This window comes from Flavobacterium sp., assembly GCF_027531905.1.
Taxonomy (GTDB): Bacteria; Bacteroidota; Bacteroidia; order Flavobacteriales; family Flavobacteriaceae; genus Flavobacterium.
In genome coordinates this window covers 51399-76671 of record NZ_JAPZSU010000026.1, presented here as the reverse complement: position 1 = coordinate 76671, position 25273 = coordinate 51399, and the positions used below count along the sequence as shown (strand labels likewise).

Genomic DNA, 25273 nt, shown 5'->3' with positions numbered 1-25273 from the left:
GCGGCGGGGCTCACCTCTTCCCATTCCGAACAGAGAAGTTAAGCCCGCCTGCGCAGATGGTACTGCAATTTGTGGGAGAGTATGTCGCCGCCTTTCTTTAAAGAACCCCTTCATCTTATGATGAAGGGGTTTTTTTATGCTTTTTTTTTTATAGCAGTAAGCTATTTGATTAATAAATAGTGGATGTTGTACTCATTTTGATCAACTAACTATCTTTAGTGTTAGTAAAAAATCTCACTCTTTTAAGATTTGGTTTTAGTATTAGAAATTTAGATTGCTTTTCACTTTTCACTCTCCACTGCCTACATTTTACTTTTTACTTTTCACTAACTTCTACCTTTGTCTTCTGCCTACTTCCTTCTGTCTTCTCACGAAATTAAATCTTAAGCCTACACTTGTAACAATTAGCCTATTCAACGATTACTCTGCCTCATACTCCAAGACAAAAAAAGCTAGTGTTTATTATAAAACAGTAGCTTTTTTTGTTTTATTTTGTAATAGACATAAAATCAGTATTTTGTAGGTTTGATGCTAATATAAATATTTTTTGAGATAATTATGTTAATGTAATCATTATGTTTTGACTATTTAAGTTAAAATATGTTTAAATTTTACGATATTGTTAATATTTTAGTTAAAAAATGAATTTTCATCAATATTTTTCATATTTTTACACTTTAAATTCAAATAACCTTAATAATTTTTGATATGAAATCAACTAGATTAGAACATGACTTCTTAGGGGAACTAGAAATTCCAAATGATTTGTACTACGGCGTTCAAACGTTTAGAGCGGTTGAAAACTTTAATATTACAGGAATACCAATCTCAAAAGAACCTTTATTTATAAAAGCCTTAGGATATGTAAAAAAAGCAGCAGCCTTAGCTAATAAAGATTGTGGGGTATTGGATGCTAAGATAGCAGAGGCTATTTGTTACGGTAGTGATCAATTAATTGCTGGTAAATTTGACAAAGAGTTTGTTAGTGATTTGATTCAAGGAGGTGCTGGAACCTCTGTAAACATGAATGCTAATGAGGTTATAGCCAATATTGGTTTAGAATATTTAGGACATAAAAAAGGAGAATACCAATTTTTGCATCCTAACAATCACGTAAATTGCTCTCAATCTACAAATGATGCCTACCCTTCAGCATTTCGTATTGCTTTATATCTAAAAATGGAAAGCTTTATAGCTTCTCTAGCTGAACTAGAAAAAGCATTTACCGCCAAAGGAAAGGAATTTAATAGTGTACTAAAAATGGGACGTACCCAATTACAGGATGCGGTTCCTATGACTTTAGGGCAAGAGTTTCATGCTTATGCAACTACAATTAGTGAAGATATTAAACGTCTAAAAGACGCACAAAGTTTAGTACTTGAAATTAACATGGGGGCTACGGCCATCGGAACGAAAGTAAACGCTCCAGAAGGTTATCCAGAATTATGTGTAAGTTATTTAGCTAAGGAAGTGGGAATTCCTTTGTCATTATCACCTGATTTAATTGAAGCTACGGTTGATACGGGGGCTTATGTGCAAATCATGGGTACCATGAAAAGAACCGCAGTAAAAGTGTCAAAAATTTGTAATGATTTGAGATTACTAAGTTCAGGACCACGTACTGGTTTTAACGAAATCAATTTACCAGCAAGACAACCAGGCTCTTCTATTATGCCAGGTAAAGTAAATCCAGTTATCCCAGAAGTTGTGAATCAAACTTGTTTCTATGTTATTGGCCAAGACTTAACCGTAACTTTAGCGGCAGAAGCAGGACAGTTGCAATTAAACGTGATGGAACCAGTGATTGCATTTGCCATGTTTACTTCTTTAGATTATTTAACCAAAGCGATTCATACTTTAATTGATAAATGTATTGTTGGAATTACCGCAAACGAAAAACATTGCTATGATTTAGTAATGAATAGTATTGGAATTGTAACGCAACTTAATCCAATTCTAGGGTACGAAGAAAGTGCAAGTATAGCTGGGGAAGCACTTAAAACCGGGAAAAGCGTTCACCAAATTGCTGTTGTAGAACGTAAATTGATTACTCAAGAAAAATGGGACGAAATCTATTCTATTGAAAATCTAATTAATCCAAGGTTTATTAATGCCTAATCAACCTTAAAAATTTTACAAATTAAATTTATAACGATGAGAAAAATTCTTTCAATTGTATATGTCACGATTTTGACGTTCTCTATGACGGCGAACGCTCAAAAAAACACTGAAAAAAATGCACCACGAATTATTATTTTAGCCACTGGAGGAACCATTGCTGGGTCAGGTGAATCGGCAACCAAAGCAGCATACACTGCTGGTAAGGTTCCTATCGATGACTTGTTAAATGCTGTGCCAGACATTCATAAATACGGAAAAATTTCAGGTGAACAAATCGCACAAATTGGAAGCCAAGATATGAATGTGGCTACTTGGCTAAAATTATCCAAAAGAATTAATCAAATTTTTAAGGAAAATTTAGCAGATGCAGTAGTGGTTACTCATGGAACGGATACGCAAGGAGAAACGGCTTACTTTTTAGACCTAACGGTTAACTCTGAGAAGCCCGTAGTTCTTGTAGGAGCAATGCGCCCGTCTACAGCAATGAGTCAAGATGGAAACCGAAATTTATTGGATGCTGTAATGGTAGCGGCTAACCCAAAAAGCCAAGGCAAAGGGGTAATTGTAGCTATGGATGAAAAAGTTTTCGACGCAAGAGATGTTACGAAAACAAGTACTACTAATCTAGAAACATTCAAATCTACTAATTTTGGTCCGATTGGATTAATCTATGATGGAAAAGTAAGCTATTACTACCAATCATTAAGAAATCCTTCCAAAAAATTTGATGTGTCTAAAATAAACGAGCTTCCAAAAGTAGAAATTGTATACGGTTATGCTGATGCAAGCCCAGAGACAGTGTCTAATTTGGCTACAATCCCAGGTCTAAAAGGATTGGTGTATGCAGGGATGGGGAATGGAAACTTTGGAGAACCAGTAGGAAAAGCCTTGTCAGATATTGCAAAAAAAGGGGTGCTAGTATGTCGTTCTGCTAGAGCAAGTTCAGGAAGAACTACTTTAGAGAATGAAGTAAATGATGCAGAATTAGGATTTGTTGTGGCGGATGATTTAAACCCACAAAAAGCTAGAGTTTTATTGATGCTTTCTTTGACTGAAACGGCCGATAGAGCTAAAATTCAACAAAATTTCTTTGAATACTAGTGTTCAAAACAGTAACCTGTTGATCGAAAGTCAAATAAAATAGAAACTAAACCACACTACGATGCCTCAGTGCAGGCTAGAACCATAGATGAATAGCAAGTCAACATAGAAAAAACAGAAATAGCACTATTTCTCGTATAGATGAGCTATGTGAATAGTAAAACGTCTATTGGATGCTATTAAAAACTAAAAAATGCTAGGATTCAAGCCTCCACTGGGGTATTGAAGTGTGGTAAAAAATAATTTCACCCAACGGCTAGGTTGAATGCCATGTTTTGGGTAGGAGTTACGAGGGTTCATATAAAATAAAAAAAAGAACCACACAGCGCCATAGAGAGAGGTAAAGAAAGAATGAAAGGGAAAAAGTAGGTAAGTAGAATAAAGGGAGCTGAATAGCAAAAGCTGTTTTTATTCAATAACACTAAAAAGATTTGGTGTCAAGTACCTACTTAAGGGTGCTATGGGGTTAAAAAATAGCGTATCAACGGGTAAATCTTTAATAAACAATTAAAAACGCTGCTTATGTTTTGGTTAGAATTTAGTGTTCTTTTGGCCATGATCCTTATTGGATCTCAAATGAAAGGAATAGGTCTTGGTGTGATGGGGATGGTGGGGTTACTCATTTTTATACTAGTATTTAATATGAGACCAACAAGTCCTCCATTAGACGTGATGTTGATAATAATGGCTATAGTTACTACAGCCGCAACGCTTCAAGCCTCGGGTGGATTGGACTATTTAGTGCAATTGGCGGAGAAAATAATTAAGAGCAATCCTTCAAATATTACGTTTATTGCGCCTTTTACGGTGTTTTTTCTTTGTTTGTTTGCAGGTACTGCTCATATTGTGTACTCTTTATTGCCGATCATTTCTGAGGTGGCAGCCAAAAAGCGTATTCGTCCCGAAAGACCATTGAGTATTTCGGTAATAGCATCACATTTGGCTTTAACGGGAAGTCCAATGAGCGCAGCAACTGCGGCCTTAGTCGTGATTTTGGGGTATCCTGGAGCTTTGGTGGATATTATGATGATCTGTATTCCGGCTTGTTTAATTGGACTAACAATAGGTTGTTTTTCGGTTTACAAAAAAGGGGTAGAATTGGTAAACGATCCAATTTTTATCGAAAAGATGAAAGACCCTGAATTTGCCGCTAGTTTGGATAGTGATGAAGTTGCGCAAAAAAAAGAACTAAAACCTGGAGCAAAAACAGCAGTTCTTATTTTTTCAATAGCCATAATATTGATCGTTATAGCGGGTGCTTTCCCAGATCTTGTGCCTCATTTTGAAGCAGGAGCCAAAACTTTAGCGGTAAATGAAAATGGTTCTTTATCAATGGTAACTATTATTGGTGTTGTGACTCTGTCAGCTTCGGCTGCCATGATGTTGATTACCAAAACGAGTGCTGCTGATGTAACTAAGATGAGTTTATTTACTTCTATGGCCTCTGCAGTAGTGTCTGTTTTTGGTGTGGTGTGGATGAGCTCAACGTTCATGGGACATAATGCAGATTTGATTCAAGAGGTTTTAGGAGGAGTGGTAAAAGATCATCCTTGGACTTTTTCAATAGCAGTTTTTGCGCTTGGTGTATTAATGTTTAGCCAAGCGGCAACAACTAAAACCATGATGCCATTAGGATTAGCATTAGGCTTACCTCCTGGGGCATTAATGGCAATTTTCCCTGCTGTAAACAGTGATTTTGTTTTGCCTGGATATCCTACGCTTTTGGCAGCTATCAACTTTGATAGAACCGGAAGTACTAAGATAGGTAAATACGTTGTGAATCATAGTTTTATGGTGCCTGGTGTAGTAGCAATTGGTGTTGCTATTGCTGTTGGCTTTGTATTAGGGGCATTTATTCTTTAAATATATAATTATGAAAAAAATATTTTTATTACTTGTAGTGTGTTTTGTCGTCAACCTTACTTTTGGCCAAGAGAAACAAACTAATGAGGGGGTTTTTCCGTTTCCAGATTCCTTACGTTCAATAATTCCTGTAAAGAAACAATCTTTACTGAGGGATGTTGATGTGATTTTTAATACTCGTGTGGCTTTAAATAGTGGCTTTTTAGATGGAAGTCATACAGGGTCAAAGTTTAATTATGATCAACTCCGTTTGGAAATTAAAGGGAAAATTCATGATAAGGTATCGTTTAGATTTCGTGACAGGTATACCAGAGAACCGGTTCCTGGAAATCTAGATAACATTAGTCGTTCGGTGGATATGGCTTTTTTGAAAGTAGATCTCTCACCAAGAACTAATTTTACGTTTGGTAAAATGTGTGCCGATTGGGGGGGGTATGAATTTGATTTTAATCCTATTGATATTCTTACCTACAATGACATGATTGAGAATTCAGACAACTTTTTAGTAGGAGCGGGTATCGCGCATACCTTCGCTGATAACAAAAATTCATTGTCTTTTCAAGTGCTAAATTCTAGAACTAAAACTTTTGAAGAACAATATGGGAATGCTATTCCACCTGGAATTACGGCTTCAAAAACACCATTTGCTTTTGTAGCCAATTGGAGAAGTAGTTTTTTTAAAGGTAAATTAGAAACTACTTATAGTTACAGCTTTTTTAATGAAGCCAAGAATGCGCATATGAATTACATTGCCTTAGGGAATAAATTCACAGCAAAAAACTTTGTACTGTATTATGATTTTCAGTACAGCAAAGAAAATATTGACCGAAAAGGGATTGTTTCTAATATCATAAATAGTAAATATCAATATGCTGCACAAGACGCTGTTTATCTTGAAAATTGGTTACGTGCAGAATATCTTGTGACACCAAAAGTAAATTTACTTTTGACGGTTATGAATAGCAATCATTCTTGGAAAGGGAATCCAGATCCAAAGGCTACTTCAAAATTAGGATCTAGCTACGGACTTATTCCAACCATTCAATATATGCCTTTTAAGGATATGAATTTGAAATTTTATATGGCATATACGGCTAGGAAATATGATTTTACTAAGTATGCTGAAACTACATTCGGTGTCAAAGATTATACAACTGGACTCTTAAGTTTTGGATTTATTGCACCACTTTTAGTGTTGTAAGTAAAAACAAGTTTACTGTAATTAAAAACCATTTGCTAAGCAAATGGTTTTTTTTATAAGTAAGTAATCTAAATTGAGTTGATAAAACGTTTATTTTACTTTATTAAGTATGGCTTTGAATGCTTCTGGGTGATTCATAGCTAAGTCTGCAATAACTTTACGGTTCAATTCCGATAGCTTTAACTTTCGCCATGAATTGTGAATAAGACATTCCTTCTAATCTAGCTCCAGCGTTAATACGTTGAATCCACAAAGCGCGGAAATTTCTTTTATTAACTTTTCTATAGGCTAAGCGTAGCACATGGCTTTCTCAACCGCATTCTTAGCAAAATCCCAACACCCAACACTCAATACCCAACACCTGAACCAACTATTTAGTTCCTTGTTGTATTCTGTAGACCAAAAAATAAGTAATTCCAATCAAGGGCAATAAGAATAAAAAAGGAGCTTTGTTAAGAAGGATTATGGTATATATCAAAAAGCATCCCCAAATAACATAAGCCAACCATTGCATGGCTTTTTTATTTTTTTGAATTACAAAAAAGACCAATAAAAGCAATACTGGATTGAATAATAATACGTTATAATTATTAGCTAATTCAGGATGTAAAGAGTAGTAACCCATAAATAGGAAGAACAGTCCTAAAATTCCCATCAAAGTCAAAAATGCCAGTGTAACATTTCTTTTGTTCCAGAAGACGAGCAGCAACAAAAAAGCACCATAGGTATAAGCATTATTCCACCAAGAATGAGGGGTAATGGGAGCTATTGTTAAAAGCGAAACAACAGGTTCGCTGAGATCTTGCTGCTTAAACTTAGTAACCTTGAGGCTTTCTAACAACTCAAAAGGAAGGAACAAGGTGGTAGCTTTTTCGTCTACTTTGGTGCCAAAGATGATGCTGGTACCCAATTGCTCATAAAAATGATGATCGAAATAAGGAAACAAAACACTGCGATACGTAGCGTCAGTTGCATTGGCTTTTGTAATCACTTTGTCGCCTAGGACATTGTTAAGTAAATCGACTACCATAGTAGTACAGTTTTTATCAATGAATTTATAGGTGTAAAAGCGTTCTTCTGATTGTAAAGTATGGTTGAGATGATCAAAAAGGCGCTGTTTTAAAGGAGTGGATATGCGCAATTTTTGTTCATACACGCTTCTTCCTTCGTATTGGTACTGATTGATAAAGTCCAAATAAGAGTGCGCGATCACAAAATATTGAAGATCCCCTTTGGCAAATTTAGCCACAAAATTAGGAGTCAAAAAGTCGAATGCGCCGTAATTATAGACTACATCTAAGGATTGACTAGGATCGCTAATTCGGAGCGCCGTATGCCCGAAAAGAGAATAGGATTCATTCCCCGTCGCACAGGTCAATACACTCACGGTTGCTTTAGGTGAAAGCGGCAAAAGTTGTGCGGAAGTCCATGAACTCCATAAGATAACAACGAATAGTGAAAATTTATTTAGCACAGAAGATGAAGGAATCCAATTCATAACAACAAGCAAATTAGTAAGTGGTGTAAAAATAGCGCATTATGTTGAGTTGTCCTTATTCGTATAGAAAAATATATTTAAGTTATAGCTGCGTTTGGTAAGGTAAAGAGGGTGAATTGTTTTAATCGTTTTAAACTTTGTGTTTTTGCGTAAATCTTTGGTTTCTTTGTGGTTATACTTTTAGCCAAGTATTTTTACTAAACTTAAATGTCTTTATTTGCCTTACATGGTTTAAAAAAACATACTTTGAACTTCAATCAAAATTTTAGATGACTTATATGTTTTATAATTTTGGCGTCCCTTGCGTAAATCTTTGCGGTTAAGTTTTAGCTACGGTTACTTGTGTTTTTATTCCCACTTCTGGAGGTATTTTACCTTCTAAACTGCCCCAAATCAACTTTTACCGAAAAAATATTCGAATACAAAGCCACGCCTTGGTTACCTAAATTCGTCAAAGCATAATCAATTTGAATCCCTTTGTACTGAAATCCTAATCCAATATTAGGTTGAAAATTGGTTTTTTCGCTTGCGTCTAATTGGGTTACTTTTTGAAAATTCCCAACACCTGCTCTCAGAAAAACCAAATCCGTATAGCCCAATTCGAATCCCAGAGCCGGATCAATACTCACGAAGTCTGTGGTAATAATGTCATTAGTTTTGGTAAACCGCATATTCAGGTTGGCAGCGGCTAACAGACTATAGTCGTAGTGAAAAATGAATTTTTTAGAAACCCCAAGTTGTGCTTTTGGTGCTGTAATTTCGGTGCTTTCAGGAAGTTCTTGATTTTGTCCTGGAATGGCATTGGCGATAGCTTGGTATTTTTTTTCGTCGATATTCCAGATATTGTAAGTGGTAGTTAGGTCTCGAATAAGTAAACCAAACTGCCAATTATTGCGTTCGAACTGCAACCCTACATCAAAACCAAAGCCCCAAGAATTGGCGAAATCTCCAATAATTCGGCGAACCACTTTGGCATTAACTCCATATTGAAAACCAGGGACAGGCAGTTTTCGAGCATAAGAAAAGGTAAAGCCATAATCGGCAGTAGAGAATAGTTTTATACGATTATAATCGATATTGCCTTGATTGTCTATGAGTTCTGTAGTGTTTAAGATGTCGTCTACCCCGAAGCGAATCAATGAAATTCCCCAGCTGCTTCTATCGTCTATGGGTGTGGCATAAGCCAAATAGTCGTATTGCGCAATGTTGGCAAAATAATTGGCGTGCATAGCGGCTACTTGGTGGTCTTGGAGATGGGTTAAACCTGCGGGATTCCAATAGCCTGCATTGACATCATTAGTAAAAGAAACCGCGGTATTCGACATCCCCAAAGCAGCGGCATCTACACCAATGCTTAAAAACTCATTAGAGTATTTGCGAACCGCTTGGCCGTATAAGGAGCAAGTACCGAGTACTAAAAAAAGCGAAAGTATCTTTTTCAAAAGCAATGGGGCTAGTTAGGATGAATATTTTTTTCAAAAATAGAATTTTTTGGGGAGCTTAGTCCTCACTTTCAACAGAATTCTGTTTTCTTTAAAAATTGCCATAGAAACTCTTAAGAAAAACGTTCTTCTCTTTCACTTATTATCTTACTTTTGTTCGAACAATTTTTTAAAACAAATCCAATGTCTTTCAAAAAACATATTCCTAACATTATCACGCTATTGAACTTATTTTGTGGTTGTATTGCCATCACTTTTGTGGTGCAACAACGATTTGAAATGGCTTTTTATTTTGTTTGTTTAGGAATTTTTCTTGATTTTTTTGACGGTTTCTTTGCGCGTCTTTTTCAGGTTGCTAGTCCATTAGGATTGCAATTGGATTCTTTGGCGGATATGGTAACTAGCGGTGTAGTTCCTGGTTTGACAATGTTTTACATGATGTTGGAAGCCTTTGGTTTACAAATTAGCGATCCGTTTTCAGGTCAATATGCGTTGGCTTTTTTAGGGTTTTTAGTTACCTTAGGTTCTTGCTATCGATTGGCTAATTTTAACATTGATACACGACAAACCGACTCTTTTATTGGCTTACCCACTCCAGCCAATGCGTTGTTTATTCTGAGTTTGCCCTTGGTTGTTCGTCATTTCGATTCCTTTATGGTGTTCGAATTATTGTCGAATTATGGAGTGCTTTTGGCTATCAGTATCGGGAGCGCTTACATTCTGAACGCCGAAATTCCTCTGTTTTCATTGAAAGTAAAAAAGCTGACTATTAAGGATAATAAATTAACCTTTTTCTTTTTGATTGTTTCTTTGCTCTTATTGGTAACGCTTCAGTTTTTAGGGATTCCTTTGGTGATTCTTTTTTATGTTTTTCTTTCTATGATTAATAATAAATGGATAAAGCAATAGGGGGTTCAATATGAGGAAAGTTACAAAAACCTATCCTAAACGTCGTCCGACTAAAAAAAACAATCGAGGTTTAGCCACTCTAAAAAAAATGATTTGGGCAGCCCTTGGACTACTTTTTCTAGGAAGTGTAATCTATCATTATAGAACGGCCTTTGCTTATTATTTGGGTTTTAAATCCGATAAAATAAGTAAGATGGATGTTTTTTCGGAAGCCAGAAATGCGCGTGTACTCGAAAAGCATGATGGAAAGACCGTCGGAATTGATGTTTCTGAGTATCAAGGAGAAATTAGCTGGTCTTATGTGGATACTATTGAGAATAAATATCCTCTTCATTTTGTCTTTATTAGAGCCACTGCGGGCAATAACGTGGTTGATAGACGATTCAAACGCAATTGGGAAGGAGCCAAAAAGAATAAAATGATTCGTGGCGCTTACCATTATTATCGTCCTAATGAGAATTCCTTAGAACAAGCCGAGTTATTTATCAAAACGGTTAAGTTGAAAACGGGAGATTTGCCGCCGGTGTTGGATATTGAAAAATTACCCAAAAATCAATCGATGACCAATCTCAAAAAAGGGCTTCGAAGATGGTTGCATGCCATCGAAAATCATTATAAAGTGAAACCCATTATTTACACGGGGGAGAAATATTATGATGATTTTTTAAAAGAAGAATTTAGTGATTACCTTTTTTGGATCGCCAATTATAATTTTTATCGAGAAGAAATTCAAGACGATTGGTTGTTTTGGCAATTTACCGAAAGAGCTGCCGTTCCTGGAATTACAGAAAATGTGGACGTCAATATTTATAATGGCGATTTACAACAATTACAATTTATTACGGTAGAGTAGCGAATACGCTGTAAAAGGTATACGTCGCTTAGAAAATTAATGCTTTATTTGATTGGTCCTATTTTGGTGCATTGAAATCAATCTTGGTTTTTCTTAACTCAAAATTTTGCCCCAAGTATACTCTTCTAACCATTTCATCTTCTACCAATTCTTCAGGAGTTCCTGCTTTTAGGATACCTCCCTCAAACATCAAATAGGTTTTGTCGGTAATGGCTAAAGTTTCTTGAACGTTATGATCGGTAATTAAAATACCAATGTTTTTGTTTTTTAACTGTGCCACGATGCGTTGAATATCTTCTACCGCCACAGGGTCAACACCAGCAAAAGGTTCGTCTAATAAGATGAATTTCGGGTCGGTCGCTAAACAACGTGCGATTTCGGTTCTTCTTCGTTCGCCTCCAGAAAGCAAATCACCTCGGTTGGTTCGGATGTGTTCCAGACTAAATTCGGCAATTAGGTTTTCCATTTTGGCAATTTGTTCTTCTTTGGTATGATTCGTCAATTGCAAAACACTCAGAATATTATCTTCAATACTCAATTTTCTAAAAACAGAAGCCTCTTGTGCTAAATAACCTACCCCTTGTTGCGCACGTTTGTACATTGGATATTCGGTAATATCCAAATCATCCAAATAAATATGGCCAGAGTTGGGTTTTACTAATCCTACAATCATATAAAAAGAGGTGGTTTTGCCTGCGCCGTTAGGTCCCAAAAGACCCACAATTTGTCCTTGGTTTACTTCCAAAGAAATGCCCTTTACAACACTACGGCCTTTATACGTTTTGATGAGGTTTTCTGCTCTTAATTTCATGGTGTTTGAATTGCTAAGATCCTGAGATTTATTGATTAATAAGTGGGAAAAGTTACGTCATGGAAAGCTTAGTTGCTAAGCAACTTAGAAAATCAGGAGCTTCAAGTCTAGTGTTGCTCTTCCAAAGCTTCCCAAAATTCGTAAGCTCTACGCAAATGCGGCACAACAATGGTTCCGCCTACCAAAGTAGCGATTCCCATAGCTTCCATCATTTCTTCGTGTGTAACACCTTCTTTGTAGCTAGTTTCTAAATGATATTTAATGCAGTCGTCACAGCGTAAAACAGCCGAAGCAACCAATCCTAATAGTTCTTTGGTTTTTACATCCAAGGCACCAGCTGCATAAGCATTCGTATCTAAATTAAAGATGCGTTTCACGATTTTGTTATTATCTGCTAATAATTTTTCGTTCATTTTTGAACGGTAGTCGTTGAATTCTTGAATTAAATCAGCCATTTTGTTTCTTTTGGTTGCGAACAACAAGTTTTGAAATTAATATACTTACTTCATAAATCAATAGCATCGGTACAGCTACGATAGTTTGACTCACTACATCAGGAGGGGTAACAATGGCAGCAACTATCAAAATGATGATTACGGCATACTTCCAGTATTTTCTTAAAAATTCGGGCGTAACTAAGCCTAGTTTGGTCAAGAAATAAATTACGATGGGTAATTCAAAAAACAAGCCACCTGCTAACACAGAAGTTTTAACGAGTCCTATATACGAGTCCAAAGTAAATTGGTTTTTAACGACATCAGATACCGTAAAGGTTGCCACAAAGTTGACCGACATTGGGATAATTACAAAATAACCAAAAAGAACCCCCAAAAAGAAAAGTACCGAGGAAACGCCAATGAAGAATTTAGCTCCTTTTTTTTCTTGATCATACAATGCAGGACTAATGAATTTCCATACTTCAAATAAAATATAAGGGAAACTCAAGATAAAACCCGCCAGCAAACACATCCAGACGAACATGTTTACCTGTCCTTCCATTTGGGTGTTTTGAATGATGAATGGAAGTTCGGTAATACAAATGCTATCTACAAAGCCTAATTGATGGGAAAGCTCGCAAAAAAAGCGATAGGTAAAAAAACTGGGGCGTGTTGGTCCAAAAATAATATCGTTGAACAAGAAATCGCTTATGAAGTAAGTTACAAAAGCCATAATCAATATAGCCGTTGTGCTTCTTACCAATACCCATCTTAATTCTTCAAGATGGTCTAAGAACGACATTTCGTTTAGGTTTTTCTTTGCCATTATACAATTCCTTCTTTTAAAATGTCATGTAAATGCAAAACCCCTTGATAGCTTCCATTGTCAATTACAATTAATTGGGTAATAGAAAAATCTTCCATCAAGTTAAAAGCATCAATAGCCATAGCTTCTGAATGGATTTGTTTTGGGTTTTGGGTCATAATATCTTTGGCTAGTACATCCGATATACTATCGCGGTCGTTTAGCATTCTTCGGATATCTCCATCAGTAATGATGCCTACTACTTTTTCATTATCAATAACAGCGGTTACTCCCAAACGCTTTTCAGAAATTTCGAAAATCGCTTTTTTGATAGAAGTTTCCGGGCTAACCATAGGTTTTAGGGAATGTTCAATTAAGTCTTTTACTTTTAATAAAAGTTTTTTTCCAAGAGCGCCTCCTGGATGGTATTTGGCAAAATCTTCTGCTTGAAAGCCTCTCATTTCCATCAGGCAAACCGTAAGAGCATCGCCCATAACTAATTGTGCTGTGGTGCTATTTGTTGGAGCCAAATTCATTGGACAAGATTCTGCATCAACCGTGGTATTCAATACAAAATGGGATCCTTTTGCCAAAAACGATGTCATGTTACCGGTCATCCCAATTAAGGTGTTTCCAAAACGTTTTAACAAGGGAACCAATACCTTGATTTCTGGACTGTTCCCGCTTTTAGAAATACAGATAATCACATCTTCATCTTGTATCATGCCTAAATCGCCATGAATGGCTTCTGAGGCATGCAAGAATAAAGCAGGCGTGCCAGTTGAGTTAAGTGAGGCTACAATTTTCTGAGCAATAATGGCACTCTTTCCAATGCCAGTAATCACTACACGACCTTTAGATTGATAAATTTTTTGTACGGCTGAAAGGAACTGATTGTCCAAAAAAGTGGTCAATTTGGCAATAGATTCACTTTCAGAAAGTATAGTTTTTTTGGCCAAAGCCAATAGGTTTTCGTTGCTTATCAAAACAGAATGTTTAAATTTGTATCTACAAAAGATTTTTGTACCTTTAGTGTTGCAAATTTATACAAATTACCACATAATAAAGAATGAATTCAAACGAAATTGATATACACAAAGAATTAAAAAAGTATTTTGGCTTCAGTCAATTCAAAGGATTGCAGGAACAAGTCATAAAAAGTCTCTTGAATAAAGAGAATACTTTTGTAATTATGCCAACTGGTGGAGGTAAATCGCTTTGTTACCAATTGCCTGCTTTAATTCTTGACGGAACAGCAATTGTAGTATCTCCATTGATTGCTTTGATGAAAAATCAAGTAGATGCTATAAGAAGTTTGTCGTCTGATAACGGAGTAGCGCATGTATTAAATTCTTCATTGACCAAAACAGAGATTGCCCAAGTTAAGAAAGACATTACCTCAGGAGTGACTAAGCTATTATATGTGGCGCCAGAGTCTTTAACCAAAGAGGAATATGTACAGTTTTTACAACAGGTTCCGCTCTCTTTTGTAGCCATCGATGAGGCACATTGTATTTCAGAATGGGGACACGACTTTAGACCCGAATACCGAAATTTACGACATATCATAAAACAATTAGGAGAAGTGCCAGTAATTGGGTTAACGGCTACGGCCACTCCAAAGGTACAAGAAGACATTCTGAAAAATTTAGATATGTCTGATGCGGTAACCTACAAAGCGTCATTTAATAGACCCAATCTTTTTTATGAAGTACGCACCAAAACCAAAAATATAGAGTCAGATATTATTCGATTCATTCGTCAACACAAAGGAAAATCAGGGATCATCTACTGCTTAAGCCGAAAAAAAGTAGAATCCATTGCCGAAGTGCTCCAAGTAAATGGCATTAGTGCCGTTCCTTACCATGCGGGTTTAGATGCAAAAACTAGAGCCAAACATCAAGATATGTTCTTAATGGAAGATGTTGATGTGGTGGTGGCCACTATCGCTTTTGGAATGGGAATTGACAAACCGGATGTACGTTATGTTATTCATCATGATATTCCAAAATCATTAGAAAGTTATTATCAAGAAACAGGTCGTGCTGGTAGAGATGGAGGAGAAGGCCATTGCTTGGCGTATTATTCTTATAAAGATGTAGAAAAATTAGAAAAGTTCTTGTCGGGTAAACCAGTGGCTGAGCAAGAAATTGGTTTTGCATTGCTCCAAGAAGTCGTGGCCTATGCCGAAACATCTATGTCGAGACGTAAATTCTTATTGCATTATTTTGGTGAAGAATACGACAACGAGACCGGAGAAGGAGGCAATATGGACGACAATGTTAGGAATCCAAAGACAAAAGTAGAAGCCATGAATGAAGTGGTCAAACTGCTTGAAGTGGTAAAAGAAACCAAACATATTTATAAATCCAAAGAAATTGTTTTTACCTTAATTGGTCGCGTCAACGCAGTGATTAAAGCGCATAAAACAGATACACAGTCTTTCTTTGGAAGTGGTGCCGATCATGATGAAAAGTTTTGGATGGCTTTGTTACGCCAAGTCCTTGTAGACGGTTTGTTGACAAAAGATATTGAAACTTACGGTATTGTAAAAATCACCAAAAAAGGACTCGCCTTTATTAAAAAACCAGAATCTTTCATGATGTCAGAAGATCATGAATACAATGAGTCCGAAGATGAGGCTATTGTGACCGCAGCCAAATCATCAGGAACAGCGGATGAGGCGTTAATGGCGATGCTAAAAGAGTTGCGAAAAAAAGAAGCCAAAAAGTTAGGCGTTCCACCTTTTGTAGTATTTCAAGATCCTTCTCTAGAGGATATGGCATTAAAATATCCCATCTCCTTAGAAGAACTGACTAATATTCATGGAGTAGGGGAAGGAAAAGCTAGAAAATACGGAAAAGCATTTGTTTCACTGATTCAACGTTATGTAGAGGATAATGATATTGTTCGTCCAGATGATTTAGTAGTCAAATCAACAGGTGTGAATTCGGCAAATAAATTATACATTATTCAAAACATTGATAGAAAATTAGCTTTAACAGATATAGCTTCTGCCAAAGGTCTTTCAATGGGAGCGCTAATCAAGGAAATGGAGCAGATTGTGTATTCTGGAACAAAACTGAATATTACTTATTGGATAGATGAAATGTTGGATGAAGACCAGCAAGAAGAAATTCACGATTATTTTATGGAATCCCATTCTGATAATATTGAAGAAGCTTTAAAAGAATTTGATGGCGAATATGATATTGATGAATTACGATTGATGCGTATCAAATTTATTAGTGAAGTAGCGAATTAAATTTTCAAGTTCCAAAAATTTAAATTCCAAATTCCAATGATTGTTAGTTATTGGAATTTGGAATTTTCGTTTTTGGAATTTAGTTTTCATAAACTTCACCTCGGTGGGGTTTCAAAGCATCCCGTACTGTAATCATATCTTCCTCTTCCACTACCATAAAGGCAATGGCGTGCATTTCTCCGAATGTTTTAAATCCTGTGATTTCAAGGGGTATTTTTTCAATTTTTATATATTCCTTTAGATGAATTTCGTGGTGCTCGGCGGTTTTGGCAGAGGCGGGACCGCGAAAATCCCAAATGAGTTTGATTTTTCTAGACATAGTATTTGATTTAACTAGTTTGCAAAACTACAAAGACTTATAATGAAAATCTTTGTTTATTACTGATAAAAAAGTCAAAAGCTACAGATTAAAGGATTACAAAGGATCTCATCACATAACTTCTATGTTCATAAATTCCTTATATGGTCTAAACACACACTTCGTTTTATTAAAACTTTCATAACTTATCTGTTGTCTGTTTTTTGGTGCCTTCTGCGTAACCCTTTGCGTCCCTTGCTATAAATCTCTAGTAAAGCTTATATGCCTATATATGTCTTAAACACAAACACTCCGTTTCAACTAAACACTTCAATGACTTATAGGTTTTATTTTTTTGAAGACCTCTTGTCGTTTTTTATTCTTATTCTCAAAATTGATTTCAAAATAGTACTTTTGTAGCCTGAGTAAACAAAGATGGTTTACTCTAAAAATTGAAGTATTCAGATACCATGCCACAAGAACTCCTATTACAAGTTGCTCCAGAAATTGCTGCTAACGAAACGTTACTAAACGATTATTTGTCTCGACAATTAAAAATTTCGGTCAAAGAAATTCAGCATGTAACTATTGTAAAACGTTCTATTGATGCGCGTCAAAAAGCTGTCAAAATCAATTTAAAAGTGATGGTTTACTTAAAAGGAGAGCCTTTTTTAGCACAAAAAATAGCTTTGCCAGACTATCAAAACGTAGCGAATGCACAAGAAGTGATTGTAGTAGGTGCTGGACCTGCTGGACTTTTTGCGGCACTTCAATTGATAGAAATGGGTTTGAGACCTATAGTTATTGAACGCGGAAAAGATGTTCGCGGCCGACGTAGGGATTTGAAAGCCATCAACAGAGACCATATAGTAAACGAAGATTCGAATTATTGTTTTGGTGAGGGAGGGGCAGGAACGTATTCGGATGGGAAATTATACACACGTTCCAAAAAAAGAGGTGACGTAAATAGAATATTAGAATTATTGGTAGCTTTTGGAGCAACACCTGATATTTTGGTCGACGCTCATCCACACATTGGAACTAATAAATTACCGCAAATCATTCAAGATATTCGAGAAAAAATAATTGAATGCGGTGGTAAAGTCCTTTTTGAAACTAGAGTTACGGATATTAGTATAAAAAACAATGAAGTCCAAGGAGTGACAACTCAAAATGGTGAAGTCATTTCTGCCAATAAATTAATTTTAGCTACTGGACATTCTGCTCGTGATATTTTCGAGTTGTTGGATAAAAAGAAAGTTTTAATTGAAGCCAAACCTTTTGCGCTTGGTGTAAGAGCCGAACATCCGCAGTCTTTGATTGATAGTATTCAATACAGTTGTGATTATCGAGGGGAACATTTACCACCAGCGCCGTATTCAATAGTAAAACAAGTGAATGGTCGCGGGATGTATTCATTTTGTATGTGTCCGGGAGGTGTAATTGCACCTTGTGCTACCAGTCCAGGTGAAGTAGTTACCAATGGTTGGTCGCCTTCTAAAAGAGATCAGCATACGGCCAATTCAGGAATTGTAGTCGAATTGAAATTGGAGGATTTTAAACCATTTGAAAAATTTGGAGCACTTGCTGGAATGGAGTTTCAAAAAAGCATTGAACAAAAAGCATGGCAATTGGCGGGACAAACGCAAAAAGTGCCAGCACAACGTTTAGTCGATTTTACCCAAAGCAAAACGTCCTCTGATATTCCTAAGACATCCTATGTTCCAGGAACAACATCAGTAGAATTGGGACAAGTTTTTCCAGGATTTTTAACTCAAATTATGCGTCAAGGATTTTCAGAATTCGGAAAATCGATGAAAGGCTATGCTACCAACGAAGCGATTTTGCACGCACCTGAATCTAGAACCTCTTCCCCAGTTCGAATTCCAAGAGACAATTACACCTTAGAGCATCTTCAAATCAAAGGATTGTATCCTTGTGGCGAAGGAGCGGGTTATGCAGGAGGCATTATTTCGGCAGCGATTGATGGCGAGAAATGTGCACAGAAGATTGCGGAGGTATTGAAAAATTAACTTTTGGATAGCTGTGTGAGGGCAATGTCATTAAGTTAAGGATTAAATGATTGCTGATTTTTGCTTAACGATTTTTGATTGCAGAGGTGTAAAATGCTGCAAAACAAGTAATTTTATTCACTAGCACAAAAATCTTAAATCAAGAATCGTTAATCATTAATCTAAAATCTTTTAATTTAATGCGTGAGGGATAGGAGCAATCCGCCATTGCGGAGCGGATAGCCCGACAGTATAAAAAAAAGAGGCCGACTCACCACTAGCATGAGTTGGCCTCTTTTTTTTATGGTGGCACGCCCTGAATAGGATTAAAATTGATTTGTGAAAAATACATTTTAATGGTCATAACTTATCATTCGTGAAACTTTCCATTGATTGCCTATTTTTTTTCAAATGGCAACAAATTTAAAGGTGCCAACTTCTTCTTTTCCGTTTTCGATATGTCGGAATTGATGTTGAGCTACTTCGATGGCTCCAAAATCTTTTATAGGATGTACTTCAAGGCTTCCTTTTACTAGCGTTCGAGTAAGTTTGTTTTCGTTTTTGAACATTTTTTCAAAATTGGCAAAAACAGTGTCATACGACAATAAACCACCATTGTCTTGGTACCATTCTAAGTCTTCGGTAAACAATGGTTTAAATTTGGACATGTCTTTTGCGTTGAAGGCCTCAAAAAGTTGAGTGTCCATAGTCGCAATTTCATTGTACAACTCTTGTGAAGTTGGCGCTACTTTTTTTTCTTGAGCAATCACGGTTGTTCCGAATAAAAAATTGCAAATAATATAAATGGAGAATAGATAGGTTTTCATGTATTACTTTTTAGCATTCATTTCCATATAGTCCAAAGTCAAAGCTGCCATACTTGTCATCCCCAAAACAAAGCTGCCTTCGTCTATATAAAAGTCAGGAGTATGATGTGAAGGCATTTCACTGGCTTTTTTTCCTTTGGGCATTCCTCCAATAAAATAAAACAATCCAGGAATTTTGGCTTGATAAAAAGAAAAGTCTTCGGCTCCAGTAACTGCCTCGGTTAAATGAACGTTGTCTTTTCCTGCGGCTGCTTGCAAAGTTGGAAGCATTTGTTCTGTAAGCGTGGGTTCATTGTAAGTAATTAATGTTTTTTTGGTAATGGTAACTTCTGAAGTAGCTCCAGCACTTTCGGCTATATTGGTAGCGATGGTTTTGATTCTACCATGAATAAAGTCTTGAGATTGGGAATCCAACGTTCGAATCGTACCACTCAGCGTCAACGACTCAGGGATGATATTGCTTCGAACGCCTCCATTAATTTGTCCAACGCTAACCACAGCTGCATTTTGGGTTAAATTCACATTGCGACTTACAATAGTTTGTAAGCCGAGAACAATTTGTGATGCGGTAACGATAGGGTCAACAGATTGCCAGGGATAAGCACCGTGGGATTGCTTACCGTTGACTTGTATGGTAAACCAATCTGAGGACGCCATAGTTCCTTTTGGACGGTATTTGATTTGGCCGACTTCGGTTTGTGCATTAATATGAAGACCAAAAATAACCTCTACTTTTGGGTTAGTCAGAACACCTTCTTTTACCATTAACTCCGCACCTCCTTCTTCGCCTTCTGGCGGACCTTCTTCCGCAGGTTGGAAAATGAATTTTACAGTTCCTTTAATTTCATTTTTTATCGAGGCTAGAATTTCAGCTGTTCCCATTAACATGGCTACGTGGGTGTCATGGCCGCATGCATGCATTACCCCCACAGCTTGTCCATTATATTCTCCTGTAACTTTGGAAGTAAAGGGTAAATTCACTCGTTCTTTTACGGGGAGTGCATCCATATCTGCTCTTAGTGCTACAACAGGTCCTGGTTTTCCTCCTTTTAGAATGCCAACAACTCCTGTTTTTGCTACTCCGGTTTGCACTTCTATGCCTAGTGAACGCAAATGGGCCGCTATTTTTTCTGAAGTTTTAAACTCTCGATTGCCTAATTCTGGATTTTGATGAAAGTCGCGGCGCCAGTTTACTACTTTTGATTCTAGACTGGCTGCTTTTTGTGCGACTTTAGTTTTTAATGCTTGGTTTTGGGCGGTACTGCACAATGCCATCAGCAAAAGGCAGGAAGTAATTGTTGTTTTTTTCATGAATTTGATTTTCGGTTACTAACAAATATAGTAAAAGTGAAACCTTCCTATGAAAAAAAATAGATTAGCTTTTCAGATAACTGCATGGTGCAAAAAATGAAATGTTTTTTTAATTGGAACAAATCTATTTTATTAGGGTGCTGTCTTTTGCTGTTTTAATATAACTTATTGCTTTTCCAAATAGGCCCAAACAAAGTTAGGGTGATGTCCATCTCTTCGAACCATTTTTACCCAAAGCAAAGTCATGTGTTCTAAATGTAAGGCTTGGTCTAATTTACCGGTATCTAAAGTGTCGTAACCCATATCGGAATTGATTTTAGAAACACTGTTTTTTGCTTCTGCATCATTTCCTGCAATCATCATCACAGGTTTTACAGTATAATTGGGATAAGAACTATCAATAAAGTTTTCAAAGCCATAAATTGTAAATGCCTTTACTACTTTGGCATCTGGAGTCCATTCTTGTACTTTTTCACTCCCTGAAATTTCACTTTTTAATCCGTGAGATATTCCAATCCCAACTGGGTTCGTGCAATCTACTAATGTTTTTCTGTTGAATTTCAAACTTCTTAGGATTTCTTCATTGACTTGGAATGGTGTAGCTAAAAATACCATTTCAGCTTCATCAATAGCTTCTTGAGTACTCTTTACAGAGAAGTTAGCATTTTGTTTCAATGCTTTTTTTACAGTTTCCGAATTTTCATCGTTGTTGGCGATAATAATGTCGTGTCCTTTTTTTTGAAGATTATTGGCGATGGCAAAACCCACATTGCCGATGCCTATAAATGCTAATTTCATGAGGTGTGTTTTTTAATATTAATAAATAATTTCTCCTTCAAAATTGTCTTTGGTTTGGTTGTATAATTTCCAATATTGTTCTGCAATGGCTTTTGGACTGTATTTTTCATCTTCAGAATTTACAAATCCACAAACCGTCAATTGTGCAATATGAACGTTTGTTCCTATAGTCTTTTTTTGAAATGCCTGAACTAAATTTCTCAAGGCAGCTTTACCAACACTTAATGAAGTCCATTGATCATCACCACCTAACGCAAAACCTCCATTGGTTACAAATAATTTGCCTTTGTTTTCTTTTAAACAATAGGGTACTACCATTTTCATCAAATTAAAGTATCCACCAACATTGATGTCCATTTCATTTTTAATGATTTCCCAATTTTGGTCTAATATATCCATTACTGATACTGCAGCTGCATTGTATAAAATTACTTCTGCATGTCCTTCTTTTTCTTTAATTTGGAGTATAGCATTTTTTAAACTCTCCTCATTTCCAACATCAGCAATGGCATAGGTTGCATCAATACCTTTTTTTGCCAAATCCATCACTTGTTGTTGTAACTTTTCTTCTGTTCTTGCAATTAATGCTATTTTAAAACCTTCGCTTCCGAATTTTTCTGCTACACCTTGACTTATTCCTGGTCCTGCACCAATTATTGTTATTAATTTCTTCATTTCTTCATTTTTTTATTTTTAAAAATTTATAATGCAAATTTATTTTAGGTTTTTGTTGTGAACAATATCTACGTATCTTTGTAAGCAACTAACAAAAATGTAAGTATGCCAGATTTCGTTAAAGACAAACGTTTGTTTCATACTCCTGTAGAATTCGCAATGAATAAAATAGGAGGCACTTATAAGATGCCTATTTTATGGCGCTTAAAAGACAAAAAATGGCGTTTTAATGAATTGCAAAAAAGCCTTTCACATGCATCGGATAGAATGCTGTCAAAGGCATTAAAGGAATTAGTAGAAGATGGTTTTGTGACCAAAGAAGTGTTCCCTGAAGTTCCTCCAAGAGTTGAATACTCCATTACTGAAAGAGGAATAAAATCAATTGAAATTATTGATGCTTTAAGAAACTACGGATTGGATTTAATGAAAGATTTCGGAATTGATACCCTATAAAAGTTATTTAGTGGCTCTTTAATCGGTTTTTAAAGACTTTTTCGAATTTCTCTAATTTGGGTTGTATCACGAGTTGGCAATACGGTTGAGATTGGTTTTTTTCGTAATAATCTTGATCACTGTCTTTGGCTTTATAAAAAGCAGTAAGAGGTTCTAGTGTAGTTACTATTGGGTGGTCAAAAGCTTTTGCCTTTGTTAGCGCTTGAATTATTTGCTGACCCGCTTTTTTTTGAGCTTCATTTTTATAAAATATGGCAGAACGATATTGAGTGCCTACATCAGCTCCTTGGCGATTCAATGTAGTTGGGTCGTGAACAGTAAAGAACACTTTGAAAATTTCATTTAGGTTGGTAACGGCTGGGTTGAAAGTGATTTGAACTACTTCGGCTGCTCCAGTCTCACCTGACGAAACGGCTTCATAGCTGGGATTTTTAACGGTTCCTCCTGCAAAACCAGAGACTACTTTCTCAACCCCCATTAGGTTTTCATATACCGCTTCGACACACCAGTAGCATCCGCCTGCTAGTACTATGGTATCCGTTTTTGGGGCATTTGTGTTTGTTTCAGTTTTCTTTTGAGCAAAACCAAAAGTAGTGGCCAAAAGACTAAGGAGCATTATTTTTTTCATAGCGTGAGTTTATTTAGTATCAGGGACAAAATCTAAAGAAATAGCATTCATACAATAGCGTTTTCCCGTTGGAGCAGGTCCGTCATCAAAGAGGTGACCCAAGTGACTATCACAGCGACCGCAATTGGCTTCTATTCGCTGCATACCATACGAATTATCGGGTTTGAAAGTGATACTCTCTTTGTTTTCTTGTTCAAAAAAACTTGGCCAACCGCAACTACTTACAAATTTTTGATTGGATTTGAAAAGTAAGTTACCACAGGCAGCGCAATAATAAGTGCCTTTGTTTTCAGAATTCCACATCGCTCCTGTGAAGGCTCTTTCGGTATCGGCTTCACGTGCTACGGCGTACAAATCGGGTGAAAGTACTTTTTTCCATTCTGAATTGGAAATAGTGATTTTTTTGGTGTCGGTATTGGAATAATAGGGATTCTCGGGTTTGTGAAGGACTTCTTTCATACGTATTGTTTTAGCTGTTTTAGAATTCGATGAGGTGGTTTGCCCGCAAGCCTGAAAAAGGAGGCTGTGTAGGGAAAGGAATAGAATGAGTTGTTTTTTCATTTATATTAGTTTTAAAAAATAAAAGTATAGACCAAGTAAGTTGTCAATTGACTTGAGGTTTACAGTTAGAATTGTTTTGTAATACATTTAACTTTTGTTCATGTAAATTATGATTTTATGGAAACAGGATCTCAAAATAATCAATACTTTTGAAGATTAAAATGCTTTGTTATACTTTTGATAGCAATAAAAAAAGCTAAGGATATACCTTTAGCGTACACATCAAAAAGCCTCAATGGCACATAATAAAGTACTTTACTTGTATAGATGAGCCTATTCAAAGATACAAAAGTTAAGGATTCGTGACAGCAGGTTGGAGGAATTACCAATTCACAAAAAGAAAAGGTTTCAACAAAACGAAAGTCAACGTTAAAGCGCTATGTTTTTCTAATCATTTTTGTACTTTTGAGCAGTAATAGTATTTATGGAAGAAGAAAAAGTTATCTTAGTCAACGAACTAGACGAGCCCATCGGTCTAATGCCTAAATTGGAGGCGCATCAAAAAGCAGTTCTACATCGCGCTTTCTCTGTTTTTATCTTAAATGATAAAAAAGAAATTATGTTGCAGCAAAGAGCCCAACACAAATACCATTCGCCTTTACTTTGGACCAACACATGTTGTAGTCATCAAAGAGAAGGGGAAACCAATGTACAAGCAGGTAAAAGACGTTTGTATGAAGAAATGGGCTTCAAAACCGAAATTAAGGAATTGTTTCATTTTATATACAAAGCACCTTTCGATAACGGATTGACTGAGCATGAGCTGGATCACGTTATGGTAGGGTATTATAATGATGCACCCAAAATTAATCCTGAGGAGGTAGAGGATTGGAAATGGATGAATATTGAAGAAGTAAAAGAGGATATGATACTCCATCCAGAACAGTATACGGTATGGTTCAAAATTATTTTTGATGAATTTTACCATTTTTTAGAAGTGCACACCATTTAGTTGCTTTAAATCAAAATCAAAAACACCTTATGAGAGTAACCTTATCTCGAAAAGCACATTTTAATGCTGCCCATCGTTTGTATCGAAAAGATTGGACTTTTGAACAAAACGACGCCGTTTTTGGGAAATGCAATAATCCTAATTTTCATGGTCATAATTACGAATTAATTGTAAGTGTCACTGGCGAAATAGATCCTGAGACGGGTTATGTGTTGGATGTAAAATTTTTGACCGACATAATAAAGAACGAAGTAGAAGATAAAATGGACCACAAAAATCTAAATTTAGACGTCCCTGAATTTGAAAATCTTAATCCGACGGCGGAAAATATTGCAGTGGTAATTTGGAATAAGATAAGAGCCAAAATTAAAACAGATTTGGAGGTAGAAGTCGTGCTATACGAAACACCTCGTAATTTTGTAACGTATAAAGGAGAATAATAATTAAAAGAA

24 protein-coding genes, 1 rRNA gene and 1 pseudogene are annotated in these 25273 nt (G+C 36.2%); 12 read left to right on the top strand and 14 right to left on the bottom strand.

Going from position 1 to position 25273, the window contains the following annotated elements; translation table 11 throughout:
* The 5 genes from rrf to O9307_RS08320 form a co-directional block, all read left to right on the top strand.
* Positions 1–96, top strand: a 5S ribosomal RNA gene (rrf, locus tag O9307_RS08340); the annotation flags it as partial.
* Positions 97–708: 612 nt separating this feature from the next.
* Positions 709–2118: an aspartate ammonia-lyase gene (gene aspA, locus O9307_RS08335; protein ID WP_298297628.1), complete on the top strand. Its 1410-nt coding sequence runs from the start codon at positions 709–711 to the stop codon at positions 2116–2118.
* A 36-nt stretch (positions 2119–2154) separates the two neighbouring features.
* Positions 2155–3222: a type II asparaginase gene (locus O9307_RS08330; protein WP_298297625.1), complete on the top strand. Its 1068-nt coding sequence runs from the start codon at positions 2155–2157 to the stop codon at positions 3220–3222.
* Between the two features lie 522 nt (positions 3223–3744).
* The gene (locus O9307_RS08325; RefSeq protein WP_064714933.1) at positions 3745–5085 is read left to right on the top strand and encodes an anaerobic C4-dicarboxylate transporter; all 1341 of its coding nucleotides are present in this window, start codon (positions 3745–3747) and stop codon (positions 5083–5085) included.
* A gap of 10 nt (positions 5086–5095) precedes the next feature.
* Positions 5096–6286, top strand: coding sequence for a porin (locus tag O9307_RS08320; RefSeq protein ID WP_064714934.1), 1191 nt, complete (start codon positions 5096–5098; stop codon positions 6284–6286).
* A gap of 90 nt (positions 6287–6376) precedes the next feature.
* Here O9307_RS08320 and rplT read toward each other — a convergent pair.
* From rplT to O9307_RS08305, 3 genes and pseudogenes are all read right to left on the bottom strand, one after another.
* Positions 6377–6637: pseudogene (rplT, locus tag O9307_RS08315) on the bottom strand (50S ribosomal protein L20).
* A 19-nt stretch (positions 6638–6656) separates the two neighbouring features.
* Entirely contained in the window at positions 6657–7784 is a 1128-nt protein-coding gene (locus O9307_RS08310) for a DUF4105 domain-containing protein (RefSeq protein WP_298297617.1), read from the bottom strand.
* Between the two features lie 371 nt (positions 7785–8155).
* Positions 8156–9109, bottom strand: a complete 954-nt coding sequence (locus O9307_RS08305; RefSeq protein WP_298297639.1) for a PorV/PorQ family protein — start codon at positions 9107–9109, stop codon at positions 8156–8158.
* Positions 9110–9409: 300 nt separating this feature from the next.
* Here O9307_RS08305 and O9307_RS08300 point away from each other — a divergent pair, with 300 nt between their 5' ends.
* Together O9307_RS08300 and O9307_RS08295 are read left to right on the top strand one after the other, a co-directional pair.
* Entirely contained in the window at positions 9410–10135 is a 726-nt protein-coding gene (locus tag O9307_RS08300) for a CDP-alcohol phosphatidyltransferase family protein (protein ID WP_298297614.1), read from the top strand.
* 10 nt (positions 10136–10145) lie between these two features.
* Positions 10146–10988, top strand: coding sequence for a glycoside hydrolase family 25 protein (locus tag O9307_RS08295; RefSeq protein ID WP_298297612.1), 843 nt, complete (start codon positions 10146–10148; stop codon positions 10986–10988).
* A gap of 58 nt (positions 10989–11046) precedes the next feature.
* Here O9307_RS08295 and lptB read toward each other — a convergent pair whose 3' ends face one another.
* The 4 genes from lptB to O9307_RS08275 form a co-directional block, all read right to left on the bottom strand.
* Positions 11047–11799, bottom strand: coding sequence for an LPS export ABC transporter ATP-binding protein (gene lptB, locus O9307_RS08290; protein WP_298297610.1), 753 nt, complete (start codon positions 11797–11799; stop codon positions 11047–11049).
* Between the two features lie 107 nt (positions 11800–11906).
* Positions 11907–12254: a carboxymuconolactone decarboxylase family protein gene (locus O9307_RS08285; RefSeq protein ID WP_298297608.1), complete on the bottom strand. Its 348-nt coding sequence runs from the start codon at positions 12252–12254 to the stop codon at positions 11907–11909.
* A complete protein-coding gene (gene tatC, locus O9307_RS08280) occupies positions 12247–13062 on the bottom strand; it encodes a twin-arginine translocase subunit TatC (protein ID WP_298297605.1) in 816 nt (271 codons plus the stop codon). The genes O9307_RS08285 and tatC overlap by 8 nt, the downstream gene beginning before the upstream one ends.
* Positions 13062–14027 (bottom strand): KpsF/GutQ family sugar-phosphate isomerase, encoded by a 966-nt coding sequence (locus tag O9307_RS08275; RefSeq protein ID WP_298297603.1) that lies wholly within the window; start codon positions 14025–14027, stop codon positions 13062–13064. The genes tatC and O9307_RS08275 overlap by 1 nt, the downstream gene beginning before the upstream one ends.
* An 83-nt stretch (positions 14028–14110) precedes the next feature.
* Between O9307_RS08275 and recQ the strand changes: the two genes are divergently transcribed.
* Positions 14111–16306, top strand: coding sequence for a DNA helicase RecQ (recQ, locus tag O9307_RS08270; protein ID WP_298297600.1), 2196 nt, complete (start codon positions 14111–14113; stop codon positions 16304–16306).
* Between the two features lie 79 nt (positions 16307–16385).
* On the opposite strand, the gene O9307_RS08265 is transcribed toward recQ, so the two are convergent.
* Positions 16386–16625 carry a hypothetical protein gene (locus O9307_RS08265; RefSeq protein WP_298297599.1) on the bottom strand — a complete coding sequence of 80 codons (240 nt, stop codon included), beginning with the start codon at positions 16623–16625 and terminating at the stop codon, positions 16386–16388.
* A gap of 449 nt (positions 16626–17074) precedes the next feature.
* Here O9307_RS08265 and O9307_RS08260 point away from each other — a divergent pair, with 449 nt between their 5' ends.
* Positions 17075–18637: an FAD-dependent oxidoreductase gene (locus O9307_RS08260; protein WP_298297636.1), complete on the top strand. Its 1563-nt coding sequence runs from the start codon at positions 17075–17077 to the stop codon at positions 18635–18637.
* A 386-nt stretch (positions 18638–19023) separates the two neighbouring features.
* Here O9307_RS08260 and O9307_RS08255 read toward each other — a convergent pair whose 3' ends face one another.
* From O9307_RS08255 to O9307_RS08240, 4 genes are all read right to left on the bottom strand, one after another.
* The gene (locus tag O9307_RS08255) at positions 19024–19443 is read right to left on the bottom strand and encodes a nuclear transport factor 2 family protein (protein ID WP_298297596.1); all 420 of its coding nucleotides are present in this window, start codon (positions 19441–19443) and stop codon (positions 19024–19026) included.
* A gap of 3 nt (positions 19444–19446) precedes the next feature.
* A complete protein-coding gene (locus O9307_RS08250; protein WP_298297594.1) occupies positions 19447–20754 on the bottom strand; it encodes an amidohydrolase in 1308 nt (435 codons plus the stop codon).
* A gap of 165 nt (positions 20755–20919) precedes the next feature.
* On the bottom strand, positions 20920–21552 hold the full coding sequence (locus O9307_RS08245; RefSeq protein ID WP_298297591.1) for an NADPH-dependent F420 reductase: 633 nt from the start codon (positions 21550–21552) through the stop codon (positions 20920–20922).
* An 18-nt stretch (positions 21553–21570) separates the two neighbouring features.
* Entirely contained in the window at positions 21571–22227 is a 657-nt protein-coding gene (locus tag O9307_RS08240) for an SDR family NAD(P)-dependent oxidoreductase (protein ID WP_298297589.1), read from the bottom strand.
* A gap of 105 nt (positions 22228–22332) precedes the next feature.
* On the opposite strand from O9307_RS08240, the gene O9307_RS08235 reads away from it, so the two are divergent.
* The gene (locus O9307_RS08235; RefSeq protein WP_298297586.1) at positions 22333–22680 is read left to right on the top strand and encodes a helix-turn-helix domain-containing protein; all 348 of its coding nucleotides are present in this window, start codon (positions 22333–22335) and stop codon (positions 22678–22680) included.
* Between the two features lie 7 nt (positions 22681–22687).
* On the opposite strand, the gene msrA is transcribed toward O9307_RS08235, so the two are convergent.
* The gene (msrA, locus tag O9307_RS08230) at positions 22688–23308 is read right to left on the bottom strand and encodes a peptide-methionine (S)-S-oxide reductase MsrA (RefSeq protein ID WP_298297584.1); all 621 of its coding nucleotides are present in this window, start codon (positions 23306–23308) and stop codon (positions 22688–22690) included.
* 9 nt (positions 23309–23317) lie between these two features.
* Positions 23318–23869: a peptide-methionine (R)-S-oxide reductase MsrB gene (msrB, locus tag O9307_RS08225; protein ID WP_298297582.1), complete on the bottom strand. Its 552-nt coding sequence runs from the start codon at positions 23867–23869 to the stop codon at positions 23318–23320.
* A gap of 424 nt (positions 23870–24293) precedes the next feature.
* Between msrB and idi the strand changes: the two genes are divergently transcribed.
* Both idi and O9307_RS08215 read left to right on the top strand, forming a co-directional pair.
* Positions 24294–24821, top strand: coding sequence for an isopentenyl-diphosphate Delta-isomerase (idi, locus tag O9307_RS08220; RefSeq protein ID WP_298297578.1), 528 nt, complete (start codon positions 24294–24296; stop codon positions 24819–24821).
* Between the two features lie 29 nt (positions 24822–24850).
* The gene (locus tag O9307_RS08215) at positions 24851–25261 is read left to right on the top strand and encodes a 6-carboxytetrahydropterin synthase (protein WP_298297576.1); all 411 of its coding nucleotides are present in this window, start codon (positions 24851–24853) and stop codon (positions 25259–25261) included.
* The last annotated feature ends 12 nt before the right edge of the window (positions 25262–25273 follow it).